We start from the raw sequence: 14,111 nt of genomic DNA on the forward strand, positions 1-14,111 counted from the left end.
AAGACTTCGTGGATCACCTCGAGGTTGACCGCACGCTCCCAGGTTTCGGAGAGCTTCCCGGCCCACGAGGAGCACTTCTCGTCGTAGGTGGTCTGGTCCCACGATGGGTGTCGATGCTCAGTGGGCATTGCCCGCGTTGCGGAACTCCAGTCCGAGAGTACCGGGCGACCAATGCGGCCGGTCCCGAACTCAAGGACCGCCTGAACGGTCTGCTTCGGGCGGCCGACCGGAACGCCGAAGCCAAACGCCTTCACGACGTGCGTCAATTCCCAAATCTCGGCCAGCTTGGGGATACGACGCGGCAGGTCGGCCAACGCGGCCGTCGCTGCCCCAGCGCCTGCTTCGGCGCGTTGGCGAAGTTCATCCACATACGGCTGCCAGGCAGGATCTTTCTCCAGCAGTGGGGACCGCGGACCGTCCTGTCCTGCCTCCTGGCCAGGGCGATCGGCCGGGTCCAAGGTCTCGCTCGCCATGGCAGGAGGTTACCCGCGAGCCCGCAGCCGATCTCACCGCTCAGCGCAGAAACCCTTGCCGCCAGGTGACGACTGGGAGCCCGTGGCTGGGCGAGCACTGTGGGTGCCGTACCGGCGTGTTGTGCCAGGGGCCGGGTTAGGGTGGCGATACGTCGAGTGTGGTCCATGCGTCTTGGTGCGGGTCGTGACCCCGCCACCGCCGAGAGGTCCTGATCACCCTCTTTGAGGAGGTGTGGCGGTGGTGCGTGGTTCGGATGCTGTCCCCGGCGCGGCATCGGGTGCGGTGTCGGCGTTGGTTTCGAAGGTGTTGGCGTCGCTGCGTGAGGGGCGGGGGGCGCTGACGGCGCTGGTCACGGTGTGTCAGACGTGTGTGGAGCTGTTGCCGGTGGATGGTGCCTCGGTGTCGGTGATGGTGGGCAGGCGGCATCGGCAGAGCATGTACGCCAGCGACAGCGTGGTCGAGCAGATTGAGGACTTGCAGTTCAGCCTGGGTGAGGGCCCGTGTTACGAGGCGTTCGAGACCGGCCGTCCGGTGCTTGTGACGGATCTGGCGAAGGATGCCGGGGCGGCGTGGCCGGTGTTCGCGGCACAGGCCGCGGCCCAGTTCGACACCGAGCAGGTGTCGCGGCGGGTCGGGGCGATCTTCGCGTTCCCGTTGCAGCGGGGCGCCGCACGGTTCGGTGCGTTGGACATGTACCGGCACACGCCGGGATGGTTGTCGGAGGCCGAGGTGTCCACCGCGTTGCTGATCACCGATGTGGCCACCAGCGCGCTGCTGGCGGCCTCCAGCACCGGCGCGGAAGGTCAGGTCAGCGGTGAATGGATCGATGGCCTGGGGTTGGACCGGGTCGCGGTCCATCAGGCCACCGGCGTGGTAAGCGCGGCACTGGCGGTGCCGATGGATCAGGCGTTGGCCCAGCTACGCGGGTACGCCTTCACCGTCGACCTGCTGCTGGACCAGGTGGCCGCCGACATCGTGACCGGCCGGCTGGATCCCGAGGCGATCGGCCAATGAGAACGACCACCGCGACCAGCACCGAAACCAGACCAGTCTCCGGCCCAGATCAGACCGATCAGAGACAGATCAGCCCGATCGGACACAGATCCATCGGACACAGCCCACCGGTGGCCTGTGGGTGTCGCTGGCCGTTACCGTTGTCAGGGGAGATGAGACAGTCATGAATGAAGTAGCCACAGCCGAAGCAGCTGAAGGGCGTGAGCAGCAGCTGATCCTCGCGTTCGTGGAGATGGCCGACACCCTGGTCGACGAGTACGACGTGGTCGAGCTGCTGCACCGGCTGGCCCGCAACTGTGTCGACCTCCTGGGTGCCAGCGCTGCCGGCCTGCTGCTGTCGGACCAGCGACACGGCCTGCAGGTGATGGCGGCCTCCAGCGAGCGGACCAGGCTGCTGGAACTCCTCCAGCTCCAAGCCGACGAGGGCCCGTGCGTGGACGCCTACCGGCTCGGCGAGCCCGTCAACGTCGAAGACCTGGAACAAGCACAACAACGGTGGCCGACCTTCGCACCCGAAGCGTTGCGGGAAGGCTTCCGATCGGTGCACGCCGTCCCGCTGCGGCTACGCCGCCAGATCATCGGAGCCCTCAACCTGTTCGGCGACCAGCCCGGTCCGCTCGGCGAACAGGACCTGACCGTGGCTCGCGCGCTGGCCGACACCGCCACCATCGGCATCCTCCAAGAACGCGCGATCCGCCGCAGCGAAGTCCTCACCGAGCAACTCCAAGGCGCCCTCAACAGCCGGATCACCATCGAACAAGCCAAAGGCGTCCTCTCTCACGCCGGCCAGATCCCCATCGACGAAGCCTTCGAACGGCTCCGCGCCTACGCCCGCAACCACCGCCTCCGACTCACCGCCGTCGCCAACGACATCGCCAACCAACAACTGGCCCCCCACACCGTCCTGACCACACCAACCAAACCCCACCGCCCACCAAACCAGCCAACCTGACCCCAACCCCTCGCACACACCCCTGATACCGCCACCCAAGCCCGGAAACCCACCAACTTCTTGAGGCATGACACCTTCCGCTCGGCAGGCCCGACGAGCGGGACCGCTGGATCGTCGGCGACGTGCAAGAACGCGAGATCCCCGAAGGCACGGAGTGGCGCTACTGCGTGCCGAAGTCCAACACGCCAGGTGATCCCCTCCGGCCGCCTTCGGCCTGGTTGCCGGCCGACCATGCCGTGTTGCCCCTGCTCCGCCTCAGCGTGAGCCGCTGCTCGCCAGTCAGGACATTGAGAGTTCCGAGCCCTATCGACAAGCTGGCCTGGGTACCTAACCTGCGCTGAACAGGTATTCGGCATCCGTCGAGCTCAAGCAAGGCAGTGCTCGCGGCACCGGAGGGCGGGAGGTGTAACGGCAGCCCGTGCAACGACATCGACGGACGGGGCACAGCAGTGCCGTCACGGTCGGCATGCGGGCGGTATCACCACGCCCGCCTCGGCGGTGTGCGGCTGTCGCTCCAGCTGTCGGCTCGTGTTGGCCTATCGGAGTGGGCGCGGTTCGCGCTGATTGGGGTCGTGGTGCACGTGTACGACTGTCGATGGCTGACGTGATCGGCATGCGACTGCGAGAGCGACTGCCCATCCGATGAGTGTCCAACCGAGGAGGACGTTGATCACGACGGCTGATCCGGCGCTCGGTGCCTTCCGTGCGACGGCGATGATCGACGGCAGGAGGTACCCGGCGAGGAGTGCGCTTGCAACGATGGCGAGTAGTAACCAGTCCATGAGGCGTCCTCAGATGTTCTTATAGTGACCTGTTACCCGAGGTATGCGCGTCGATGAGCTGAACTGTGACGTCAGGGATCAGGCAATGCGCGGCGAGGCAGCTGCCGTGTGGATCGTCTGCGGGATGCCGGTCTACGGCCGTAGCCGTTCTCCAGACTCGGATGCGGCGGACCGCCCGAGGAGTTGCGTGACTTCGGGTTCGGGGTCGATATCGAGGTCCGCGCATTGGGCGAGGTAGCGGTCAGCTGCGGCACGCAGGGCATCGGGGTTGCCGGCTGCCGCTTCGGTGCGGAGCAGGTCGATCCAGAGTGCCTGGTTGCCTGGATCGGCGAGTCTGCCCTTGGCGATGGCGGTCCGTGCGGCGGTGAAGTCTTGCCTGGCGAGGTGTCGCTGGGCGAGCTCGTGGGCTACGTCCACGATCGCGGCGGTCATCTCAGTGAGGTGCGGATCGATCCAGCTGTAGTGGGTGTAGTTGACACCCTCGAACGGCCGCCCGCGAATCAACTGAAGTGCCCGCTCCAGGTATGCCGTCCCGTCGGCTGTCTGGTCGGCCATTCCCCTTCGGGCGAGCTGAAGGAACAGGTCCCAGTCCAGGCCGACGGAATCGGCCAGACGGTAGCCATCCGCCTTGACCGGGAGGAAGGCGTTTCCATCGGCGTCAGTGCCGAGGCGGCGGCGCAGCTTGGACAGGGCGGTGGTGCGGGTGCCTGATGTCGTTCGTCGTCCGGGCCAGAGCGCCTCCTGGATGGCGTGGCTGGTGGTGCCAGGGTGCAGCGCCAGGTAGCAGGCCAACGCCGTCAGTTGCCCTTCCTTGCCCTCTTCCCGGCTGCCTTTGGCGCCTTCGATCTCCACAGGTCCGAGTACACGAATGATCGGGGCCTCGGGTTGCGGCTCGATGTGGGTTTCGTCCTTGTCCATAGGTCCGACCTGAACGGGCAAGGACACCGGCCCGGGTTCAGCATCTGGAGTAGGTTGTCCGGCCGTGCGCAAGGCGGCGGTGATCTCGGTGTACTCGAGTTGTGTGAGCACCTGGAGTCTGATTGGCCAAGGTAGCTCCAGGGTCGATACGTACGGCTCGTTGAGGTCCAAGTGCCAACCATCGTCGATTGCGTGGTTGGCGTCGGCCACAGTCACGACTGCGGTGATCGCCAGCCGCGGTTCGGCGAGTACGCATTCGGCGAGCTGAGCGGTCTGGTCCTCGTTGGGCGGTTCGGCGCAGAGCAGGATCTCTGGTGTCCAGGCGTCTGCGTCGACGTCGTTCGTACGAGCCGTACGTACGTCGGGAGCCTCGGCGGATGCGATCAACCGCTGCCGTTCGGCGGCCTTCGGTGCCAGCTCATCCAGGGCGTCGTCCAGCTGCTGGACGTGGCGAACGGTTCCCGGTAGGGCGTCAGGTAGGTCATCGCCGAATCCGACGACGGTGACGGCGAGGTCGTCGGCCCACGGGCTGGCGGCCATCTCGATCGCCATGGCGGACAGCACCTCGATCGCCCGGTCTTGAGGGCCGAGGAGGTTGACCGCTCCGGCGGTCTCGAGGTCGACCAGCACGTGGTTGCCGTGCTGGTCGCGTCCGAGCGTGACCAAGGCCGGGTATGGGCTGGAGATCTCGCCGGGATCGACCTCGGGAAGCTCGGCATCGTTTGGGACGGTCCAGAGTTGCGACGAGAACTCGCAAGCCGGCGCGGGTGGCTGGTCGGTTTCTGCGGCGAGGTGGAGTTCGATGTGCTCGTCCGTGAGGCGGACTGCCGTCAGCGCCGGGATGATGCGCTGCCGGCCAGTCAGGTCTTTGGCGATGAGCCGCAGGACGTGGTTGACACGGTCGATGCCAGCGGGGTCTTGGGTGGCCCGCATGACGCGTTCGGTACCGGTTGTCGGCGACGCCGGGGATGCGAGGCGCTGACTGGGCATGCGTCGGACGTGGTGGCGTTTACGCCGGAAGGTGAGAAGACCGGTGATGGCGGCGGCCAGGTAGCCGCCGTAGCCAAGGATGCCGCCGACGTTGAGTTGGATGCCCTTCTGCGTCTCGGGCATGGTCCACAACGTCGGATCTGTCGGCGACGGACACGGTGTGCGGCTGGTGATTAGCGGTCCTGGTTCATAGGCGTCATCGGTCGGCGTCGGCGTGGATTGCGACGGGCGCTCTGTCGGCTGCGGTGTAGGTCTGACAGTTGGTTTGGTTGTTAGTCGTTCGCGCCGCGGTTCGGGGTCAGATGTGTCCTCGCGAGCGGGCGTTGGTATACGCAGCTGCCATCCGATGTCGAGCTCGTCTGGGTCGGTGAGCCGGTAGCCGTCGGCTTGGAGTACTCCCTTGTTGGCGTTGAAGATTTCCGGGTAACGTTCGCCGTTGCCAAGGTAGTGTCTGGCCAGCTCAGTGAGCGTGTCTCCGTCCCGGATCTCGTGGACTGTTCCGGCCTTCTTCACAGTGGGCCGCGCGTCTGACGGCCTGCTGTCCTGTTCTTGTGTGGGAACACGGAGGCGCCATCCGGGTTGCAGCCAGTCCTCGTCACTGATCCGGCCAGCGTTGAGATCGACGATCTCTTTGTACCGCCGGCCGTCACCGAGGTGCTCTTCGGCGAGGCTCCACAGGGTGTCGCCTCGGCGGACCGTTATCCACTTCGTGGTGACGGGTTGGTCAGCCTCGTCGTCGGGCGGTTGCGGTTCGCGTTCGGCCGTGACGGCGTAGGGCGTCGTCGTGCTAGCCATGGCCTGAGTGAGTGGGCTTCCGGCGGCCATCGCAACGACGGCGCTGACCAGGACGTCAGCGGTGCGTCGACCGGGGAGGCGCGGTGCGGCTGCGAAGTCAACGAGGTGCGCGATCATCCGGAGAACGACAGACAGCGCGAAGAGAGCCCAGGTGATCCACCCTGCGACGGCGAGTGCGGGTATGAGGACCACGCCCATGTCCGGATGCACCAGGAAGTCCTGAACCTCTTGCAGGCTGAGGATGTCTTCAGGCAGTGGGTTCCCGGCCGCCGTGATGAGCACAACCGGGACACCAACCAGTAGTGCTGCCAGGGCGGCGAGCGCTGCGATCCCACGTCCGATCCGAGTAACCATGGCAGCCTCCCTTGCCTAGCGATGCACGACTTCGACTGTGGCGCGCCCGTGCATGGGTTCGGGCTCCACTCCGAGCATGCTCAGGAGGATCGGATGCCACTGGAGGCTGGTCTCAACCACCACTTGCGTAGAGCTGACATTGACATGTCCTAGAGCGCCTGCTCGGTCGAGGTAGGCATGGGCGGCACGGACGGCCTCGTTCCGATCAAGAGTGACTGCCTCACCTCTGACCGCCTCCGACGCTACGACCTGTTGGGCAGCGGCTCGCCCAGCCTCGGCGGCAAGAGCGTTGGCTTTGGCGGCAGTACGGGCTCGGGTCCCGCCGTCGACGGCCAGCCCAGCAGCGAACAGCATCGCGAGGACAGCGACGGCGACGAACGCGCTGACAGCGCCACGTTCACGGTCACACGCCCGTTGTGCGTCTCTCATCGGCTCGTCCTCTCGCGGTAGGTGTCCAGGACGCTCACGGCATCAGCGCTCAGTGTCTTGCTCCCGGGCGCTCCGAGGACGAGGCCTGACAGAGGCACGACGCACGATACGTGCGCTCCGACCTGGGCCGGAACACCGACCGGTACACCGAATCCGGCCGTATCTACTTCCACGCTCACCGAGGTACACGGCACAGCTTCCCGCCGCAGGGCATCCGATGCCGCCGCCGTCGCCTTACTGCGTGCGCCACCGGGGTCACGGGACAACGACGCCTGTCTGGCGGCGTCGGCCGCTGCTTGTTCAACGGCGCCTCCGGCGATCTGGATTCGTCCGCCGAGGATCACCAGCCCGATCACAGCAAGCAGGACGGGTGCGAGGATCACCAACTCGAGGGCGGCCGATCCTCGTTCTCGTTCGAGACGGCTGGTCATGGGCGTGTCACCACCTCACGGGGACCGTGGGCTACCTCGGTCACGGTGATGGACATGCCGGGAATGACGTCCATGCTCTTACCTGTGACTTCGATCCGTACCCTGGAGGCCGTACTCCCACTGCTCGACACGGATGTGTCCTGCAGCGCGTCGCCGGCAACGGTGCGTAGGTAGCCCTCTGCGCTTTGGATGCCGGCACCTGTCGTGCTGCCGTAGCCTCGTGCGACCCGCACGCCTTCGCGTGCGGCGGACAGGGCCAGGTTGTGGGCGTGGTACACGGCCGCGGCCTGGATGGCGACGAGCACCAACGCCAGGACGGCGGGCATCAGCACGGCGATCTCCAGGTTGACCGCTCCACGCTCGTGCCGGGGACTCATCGTGTTTGCCCGAACGCTAGTTGATCTTGGCGATCCGCTGATCGACCGCGGCCTTCACCGCGGCGACGATGGCGGTCGCGATGACCAGGAGCCCCAAGGTGATGACGGCGACTTCGAGAGTGGTCATGCCGGTCTCCTTGCGCCGTTCTCGCCAGGCGTACACGAGCCTTGCACGTAGGGCCGACGCGATGACCAGCAAGTGCTCGATGAAGAGCTTCTCATCCATTTCCTCGATTCCTTTCTCCTCGCCGCTATCGGCGAACGTCTATGGAAACAAGAGCTTTCCCAGTACCGGTGCGCCGATGAAAGCGATGAAGACGATCACCGTTAGGCTGGCCGGGATCACCAGACGCTCGGAGTCCGCGTTGGCTTGCGTCGCTGCGTCGGTCAGCATCTCGGCACGTAAGCTCGCCGCGCGAGCGCGCAGGGTGTGGTAGACGCCAGCGCCGTCCTCACCGGACAGCCGAACGATGTCGGCGACGTCGGTCAGTGCCGGTACTGCCAGAGACTCGCTGAGCTCGGCGAGTCCGTCCCACGCCGGTCTGCCGGCTAGTTGCACCCGCTGCAGAGCTGCCGCAATACGCGTGAATGCCCGGGCGTCCGCGTGGCGTGCGGCCTCCTCCAGAGCCTCGACTGGGCCCGAGCCGGCGGCACGCTCCAACGCGACCATGTCCAGGTAGGCGCAGACCGCGTGGCGGATCTCTTGCCGGGCGTCGGATGCTCGCTGCTTCAGCTCGGCGTCGGGCAGCATGAAGAACAGGGCGCCAAGACACAGTGAGGCCAGCAGCGGTAGCAGGACAGGGAGATCGATCCCCGACAACGTCAGGATGAATGCCAGCGGCAGCGGCGCGGCAACACCGATGGTCGCCCAGGTCAGTTTTCTGGCTAGGAACCCCGCGCGGGTCCACCCGGCCAGCTCGAGGTCTTGCTCCGACGCCCTGATCCACCTGTGGCGCTCGGCCCAGCTTGCCAAGGATACGAGCGGAGACTGCACTGAGTGTGGACGTTCGGCGCCGGTGAGGCGGTCGAGAGCGAGGTCCAGGCGGGGCTGCGCCGGCGCGACCGCCTGTACGAGCAGCAGGATGCCCGCGCCACCCAGTGCACCAATCAACGCCGCCAGTACCCAGGTCATAGCCGCACTCCTGGACTAGGCTTCAGCAGGCGAGGGAGCGGTTTCGGTGCGGCCAGAGCTCGCATCCACAACCACAGCCCGGCCATGGCTAACGCGAGCGCGGCCAGGATGACTTGGCCAAGGAAGCTGTCGTATCCGGTCAGGTAGTCCGGTTGCAGGGCAGCCATTCCTACGGCTGCGCCGACGCTCAGCAACATGACCAGTCGCGCGGTCGTACGAGGTTTGGCTCGGTCCGCCTCGACGCGGCGACGCATCACAACTTCGTCGGCAACGCTGGACGCCAGTCCTTCGAGCACGGAGCCTAGCTGAGCACCGCGACGTCTGGACGCCAATAGCAGCGCGAGTACAACGAGGTCGGCGGAGGGGTCGGCCAGCTCATCCGCAAAGGTACGCAGAGCCGCCTGCGTCTTGGCTCCCGTACGCAGCCGAGCGACGAGCGCGCCGACTTCTATTCGGATCGGGCCGGGTACTGTGCGCCGGCTGGCTGTAATGGCTTCCTCGATGCTGTGCCCTGAGGCGAGCAGGTCGCCCAGCCTGCGGCACCACTCGCCCAGCGCTTCCAGCCGCGCAATCGTTACTGCCGCCTTGGGTGTGCGGCGCCCAAGCAGACCGGGGAGAGCCATCACGATGACGGCGGCGATGAGCGCCGGCACCGGCCATCCAACGACCAGCTGCACGGCCACTCCGACTCCTACAGCGGCAACCAACTGTACGGCCGAGACTCGAATGGCCTTCACACGTTTGCTGACCCTGGACTGGCCGGACTCGGCGCCGAACAGAGGCGTACCGCAGATTTCAGTGATGAGAAGCAGGAGCCCAAGGCCGAATCCTGCTCCAAGTACGGCAGCGAGGAGGACGGTCATGGGCTCACCTCTGTAAACCCGTTGCCGAGCTGAGTATCCAACAACGAGGGTTCGAACCCGGCGTTCACCAGCTCGGGCTGAAAGCTTGGTCGGTGTTGCGGCACCGCGCGACCATCTGGTCCGGGTCCGAACACCATCGTCGACGACGGACGACCGTTCTCCGCGACGTCATGGACCTCAAGGACCTCGGCAACGTACCGATCGATGCCACCGCCTTGGTACGACCGGTCCATCAGGTCGAGATGCACGATCAAGTCGACAGCGGATGCGATCAACGCATAGGCAGCTGGCGACGACATGCCCGGCGACCATCGTGTGCACAGGGTGTGCATCCGGTGGATGGCATCGCGCGCCGAACGGGCGTGCATGGTGCACATGGATCCACCGCTGCCAGTGGTCATCGCATCCAGCATGGCGACGATCTCATCGCTGCGAACCTCGCCGACAATGATCCGGGTGAGGTTGAACCGCAGCGCGTCGGTGAGCAGCTCGGTCAACGTCACCGCACCGCAGCCGTCCGCGGTACCCTCTCGGCCCTCCATCGCGACGACCTGCAGGTGCCGGTCATCCTCGTGCAGGTGGAGCTCGTACTCCTTCTCGATGGTCGCGAATCGTTCCATGGGGTGGATCTCGGCGGCCATCGCACGCAGTAGGGTCGTCTTGCCGGCATTCGGCATTCCGGTCACGACGATGTTGCGCCTGGCGCGGACCGCTGCGGCGAGGAACTCCGCCAGAGTGCGACTGACCGTTCCGAACTCCACCAAGTTGGACAAGGTGACGTTGCGGACTCGATGCCTGCGGATCGAGACCACTGGCCGGGGCGTAGTCCAGTTCTTTGCGGCCAGCCGGCTCCCATCCGGTAGGCGTAGGTCCAGCTTGGGGTTGGCTCGGGTGAAGCTGCGATCTCGCTGCCCTTCACGGGATGCGAGCTGTTGCAGCAACTCGACGAGTTCTGCGTCGGAGTCGGCGACCGGTGCGCCAGGGACACGTTCACCGCCAGTGGCGGTGCGACGGGTCACCCACACCTGGTCGCATCCGTGGACGTCGATGTTCTCGACGGCTTCGTCGTTCAGCATGGGCTGGAACGGGCCGACGCCGAACAGTTCGGCGTCGACGGCCTCGGCAAGCATCTGCTCGAATGCCGGCGTAGGCTCCCGACCGTTCGTACGAGCCTGTCTGTCGGACCAGGCCGTGACCTCGCGTCGGATCACGTCACGTGCGTACTGTCGGTGGTCCGGGCCGGCGACGGCGGCACCGTCCAACCGCTCTGACAGCGGATCGGCGACGCGACCCACGATCTCACGGACGATGGAACGTGGTGTGGTGTGCTCAACCATGCGCCACCTCCTGCAGGTCTGTCCAGTGCGCTGCCTCCCACAAGGTGGCCGCGGCCGATCGGATGCTGCGCAAGTACCTTGCAGATCGTGCGCCGTGGGCGCCTGCCGCTCCAGCGCTGAAGACGGCGGCAGCCCTCGGCGCGTACGGCACCGCACCAACCGGGCACTCGAGAACACGTGACAACTCGCCGACCGGATGGCCATGACCAGGCTGGCGCATAGCCAGTACGCACAGCCGTGGCACTCTGGAGTGTGCCGAGGCGGTGTGCCGTAACGCCGATAGATGCCTGTGCACCGCTGTAACGCTCGGAAGCCGGTTCGCGGCGACGACGGCGATCACGTCCGAGGTCCGTAGCAGGGGAAGGGGGGCATTAGCCTGAGCCACGCGGCCGCAGTCGACGATGATGTCCGTCGACCTACCTTGATATGTCAGGCCGGCAAGTGCGTTCGCGATGCGATCCCAGCTCGTGGAGACCATCGACGCCTGGGTTGCCGGATTCGCCAGACCGGGCAGAAGAAAGCGCGGTGTGGCGAAGTCGAGCGGCAAGGTCGATGCCCACAACTCCCGCTCCCCCGCGCCTCGTTTGACTTTCCGCGCGAAGTCCAGCAGGTCTTGGGCATCGACCAGTTCGGCCCTCAGGTATCCAGCCAGCACCTCACCGCCGGCGGGATCGGCCTCGACCAGCAGGACGGGTTGCCTCCAGGCCATCGTCAACGCGACCGCGGTTGTCGTCACGCCTGGTGCACCCTTGACGGAGCACAGGGAAATGATCGCCATGGCTCACCTCCGGGGCTCCAGTACAAGGCCGATACGGCCCGTCGCAGCCCAGCCGGCAAGCTTGGGCCCGGAATCGCTGCCGACCACGACGTCGACCACCCGGTCGCCCGTCTCGCTCGCGGATCCGACCGCCACGACAGTCGCCGGGATCTGGTCCGGCTCTACAGCACTTGGATCGCCGTCGGGCTGAGGGGTCGTTACGACGAGCACAGAGTCACGCGGGCGTAGCCCTTGCGCGGGGTATTGGTCGGCGCGCAGCGGCAGGCTCACGGAGCGGGTCCCCGTGGCGGGCTCGAGTTCATCGACGAGCTGATCGCGGGTCAGGAGAGAGCCAGCGGCCAGGTCGGTGCGTGCGACCTTTCCCACGACGCGGTTGATGTCGCCGGCGAGGATCGGCGAGAGCGCGGGATCGTCGGAGATCTTGGCGGTTGCGAGGTCTTGCTCGGTGAGCGTCGTTCCGTACGGAACGACGCGGGTAACCGCAAGCACGGCGACCTTGGCATCCACAGCGGCGACCAGGCCGATCACACCGACGGCGCAGGTGGTAAGCAGGGCGAGGCCTGCCATTACCGTGGTGAGGCGGCGCTGCCGCGCTAATGGTCGCGCCATGCGTCGAAGACGCTTCGGTCCAGGCGTCGTATCCGCGCTAGTTGTATCTCGCGATATCGGACGCTCGTCGACAGCGCCCTGGTATCGGCCCCCGTTAGGCATCACCATGATGTCCCTCCGTGTGCTGCTCCTTTTAGCCAACGACTCCTTGCGACTCGCCGACCCTGATCTGAACCGAGTCCTCGAGATCGAATGCGATCGTCCCGGACTCCCCGTTTGACGCCTCCCACTCCACGACCCAGTGCGTGGAACCGGAGACGACGTATGTCGATGCGCGCGCGTATTGGTGTCCGCAGTCGGGCGACGGTGTCCGGCCGTCGGCGTTTCGGTACGGCGTACCAGGCGTTGTGCACCGCCGCGTGTTGCCGTCACCCATCGACCAGTCGATGAACGCCGCATGCGCCTTCGCTGTCACGGACAGGCCGCCGGACGCCGCCGTGGCGCTGTTCGGCCCCCATGTGTGCGGGTTGACCTCGGTCCACATCCAGACCGGCATCCCGACCAGACCAAGCCGATCAGATCTCGCCTCCGGAACGATCCCGATGTCCGGCGCTTTCAATGCCATCTGATCGACCGCCTGCTGCGCCAGCTCCTCAGCGGATACCTGCGGGACGGGTTCCTCCGCGGGCTCGTCCGGCATCCAGGTGATGCACATCTCGTCGGCCTCAGAGGTCTCGCACCTGCCCGGCGGAGTTGCGCCTTCTGGGCAGTACAAGGCGTACACCGCGCCCTCGGGATAGTGCCCCGCCCACAGCGGCGAGTCCGGCGGCGGAGGCGGCACCATCTCGCGGAAGTAGCACTCCACTTTCGGTGACCACTCACCGTGGGACTCATCGCCGTCGTCCCCGTTGTCGCCCTGGTCTCCGTCGTCCGTCGGATCGGTTCGAGGAGCGCGCGGCGGGTCGACGACGACAATGCAGATCTTGGTCCGCGGGTCGCGCGCCTTGCACACAGGACCCGCGCCGGCCGGCGTCATCGGAAGCACGAGAGTCGTCACTACGCAAATGACGGCGAGGGTGATCGCGAGTCGGAGGAGCTTCAACATGGCTTGGCGCCCTCGTCGACCTCGGCCTCGACTACCAGCCAACGGCCCTTGTACTGCACCACCTTCACCGGCACCGTCAGCCGATCAGATCCACGACTGCCGGTGGCGGACTTGCCCGTCCGCTTGATGATCAGATCGTAGCCGGACAGATCCAAGCATGCCGTGAGCCGCACCTCGGGGTAAGGCTCCTTGGTCAGATCGACCGCGTCCACCTGGGTGGCGGAGATCATCGTGGAGCCGCGCTGCACCAGACCGTTCTTCTTGTAGAAGTCGATGGTGCCGACCCACTCGGCCAATGCAGGATCGCCAGACACCTTTGTGAACTGGCCCATCGAGACCACGCCTGTGCGCGCCGACTCATCCTGCAGGGCGACGAACCGCCGGTACGAAGCGGTGGCGGCCGCCACGGCGCTCCCCTGGGTCGGTTCCAACGTTGTAGTCGCCGAAGGAACCGTCGGCATGGTTGCCGTCGCGCTGCCCGATGTCGGCGACGCAGCAGATGGGCCGGTGTTGTCGGACGCAGGCGCCGACCCGCAGGCTGCACATGCAAATGCAAGTGCAGCCAATGCCCCCACCCTCATCGACGTCCCCATGGTGATCACACCCCCTGGTCTACAAGATCACTTTGTGTCATCTGATGTGTGTCGCTCATGGTAAGCACACATTGACAGCGAATGGAACCCACCGTTATCGAAACAGTTTGAACTATTGAAGGCGTCTCAGATCCTGACGAAATCATCGCAGACTCTGAGACGGCGACGGACCGGCTCGCTGCGGCGTGCGTGATCATGACCGCCTCGCCTTTGCCAAGCAGCAACAACCTCGCCCTAC

16 protein-coding genes are annotated in these 14,111 nt (G+C 66.0%); 4 read left to right on the top strand and 12 right to left on the bottom strand.

Annotated features, from left to right (window positions below):
* Positions 1–714: 714 nt before the first annotated feature.
* On the top strand, positions 715–1,488 hold the full coding sequence (locus tag ACYVF6_RS43355; protein ID WP_460531989.1) for a GAF and ANTAR domain-containing protein: 774 nt from the start codon (positions 715–717) through the stop codon (positions 1,486–1,488).
* A 163-nt stretch (positions 1,489–1,651) separates the two neighbouring features.
* Positions 1,652–2,440, top strand: a complete 789-nt coding sequence (locus tag ACYVF6_RS43360; protein WP_460531992.1) for a GAF and ANTAR domain-containing protein — start codon at positions 1,652–1,654, stop codon at positions 2,438–2,440.
* Positions 2,441–2,976: 536 nt separating this feature from the next.
* Here the strand turns inward: ACYVF6_RS43360 and ACYVF6_RS43365 are convergent.
* Together ACYVF6_RS43365 and ACYVF6_RS43370 are read right to left on the bottom strand one after the other, a co-directional pair.
* Positions 2,977–3,222: a superinfection immunity protein gene (locus ACYVF6_RS43365; RefSeq protein ID WP_460531995.1), complete on the bottom strand. Its 246-nt coding sequence runs from the start codon at positions 3,220–3,222 to the stop codon at positions 2,977–2,979.
* Positions 3,223–3,354: 132 nt separating this feature from the next.
* Positions 3,355–5,253, bottom strand: coding sequence for an AfsR/SARP family transcriptional regulator (locus tag ACYVF6_RS43370; RefSeq protein ID WP_460531998.1), 1,899 nt, complete (start codon positions 5,251–5,253; stop codon positions 3,355–3,357).
* A gap of 456 nt (positions 5,254–5,709) precedes the next feature.
* Here ACYVF6_RS43370 and ACYVF6_RS43375 point away from each other — a divergent pair, with 456 nt between their 5' ends.
* A complete protein-coding gene (locus tag ACYVF6_RS43375; RefSeq protein ID WP_460532001.1) occupies positions 5,710–6,228 on the top strand; it encodes a hypothetical protein in 519 nt (172 codons plus the stop codon).
* 228 nt (positions 6,229–6,456) lie between these two features.
* Positions 6,457–6,729 (top strand): hypothetical protein, encoded by a 273-nt coding sequence (locus ACYVF6_RS43380; protein ID WP_460532004.1) that lies wholly within the window; start codon positions 6,457–6,459, stop codon positions 6,727–6,729.
* Here the strand turns inward: ACYVF6_RS43380 and ACYVF6_RS43385 are convergent.
* From ACYVF6_RS43385 to ACYVF6_RS43430, 10 genes are all read right to left on the bottom strand, one after another.
* Positions 6,705–7,139, bottom strand: coding sequence for a TadE/TadG family type IV pilus assembly protein (locus tag ACYVF6_RS43385; RefSeq protein WP_460532007.1), 435 nt, complete (start codon positions 7,137–7,139; stop codon positions 6,705–6,707). The genes ACYVF6_RS43380 and ACYVF6_RS43385 overlap by 25 nt on opposite strands.
* A complete protein-coding gene (locus ACYVF6_RS43390; protein WP_460532010.1) occupies positions 7,136–7,516 on the bottom strand; it encodes a TadE/TadG family type IV pilus assembly protein in 381 nt (126 codons plus the stop codon). The genes ACYVF6_RS43385 and ACYVF6_RS43390 overlap by 4 nt, the downstream gene beginning before the upstream one ends.
* A 16-nt stretch (positions 7,517–7,532) precedes the next feature.
* Positions 7,533–7,742 (bottom strand): hypothetical protein, encoded by a 210-nt coding sequence (locus ACYVF6_RS43395; RefSeq protein WP_460532013.1) that lies wholly within the window; start codon positions 7,740–7,742, stop codon positions 7,533–7,535.
* 39 nt (positions 7,743–7,781) lie between these two features.
* Positions 7,782–8,648: a type II secretion system F family protein gene (locus ACYVF6_RS43400; RefSeq protein WP_460532016.1), complete on the bottom strand. Its 867-nt coding sequence runs from the start codon at positions 8,646–8,648 to the stop codon at positions 7,782–7,784.
* Entirely contained in the window at positions 8,645–9,511 is an 867-nt protein-coding gene (locus ACYVF6_RS43405; RefSeq protein WP_460532018.1) for a type II secretion system F family protein, read from the bottom strand. Before ACYVF6_RS43405 ends, ACYVF6_RS43400 begins: the two co-directional genes overlap by 4 nt.
* A complete protein-coding gene (locus tag ACYVF6_RS43410) occupies positions 9,508–10,848 on the bottom strand; it encodes a CpaF family protein (protein WP_460532021.1) in 1,341 nt (446 codons plus the stop codon). Before ACYVF6_RS43410 ends, ACYVF6_RS43405 begins: the two co-directional genes overlap by 4 nt.
* The gene (locus tag ACYVF6_RS43415) at positions 10,841–11,626 is read right to left on the bottom strand and encodes a hypothetical protein (protein WP_460532024.1); all 786 of its coding nucleotides are present in this window, start codon (positions 11,624–11,626) and stop codon (positions 10,841–10,843) included. The genes ACYVF6_RS43410 and ACYVF6_RS43415 overlap by 8 nt, the downstream gene beginning before the upstream one ends.
* 3 nt (positions 11,627–11,629) lie before the next feature.
* Complete coding sequence (locus ACYVF6_RS43420; RefSeq protein WP_460532027.1) at positions 11,630–12,235, bottom strand: SAF domain-containing protein; 606 nt, start codon at positions 12,233–12,235, stop codon at positions 11,630–11,632.
* 133 nt (positions 12,236–12,368) lie between these two features.
* A complete protein-coding gene (locus ACYVF6_RS43425; RefSeq protein ID WP_460532030.1) occupies positions 12,369–13,280 on the bottom strand; it encodes a hypothetical protein in 912 nt (303 codons plus the stop codon).
* Positions 13,274–13,687 carry a hypothetical protein gene (locus ACYVF6_RS43430; RefSeq protein WP_460532033.1) on the bottom strand — a complete coding sequence of 138 codons (414 nt, stop codon included), beginning with the start codon at positions 13,685–13,687 and terminating at the stop codon, positions 13,274–13,276. Before ACYVF6_RS43430 ends, ACYVF6_RS43425 begins: the two co-directional genes overlap by 7 nt.
* Positions 13,688–14,111: the final 424 nt, after the last annotated feature.

This window comes from Flindersiella endophytica (genome assembly GCF_054779015.1).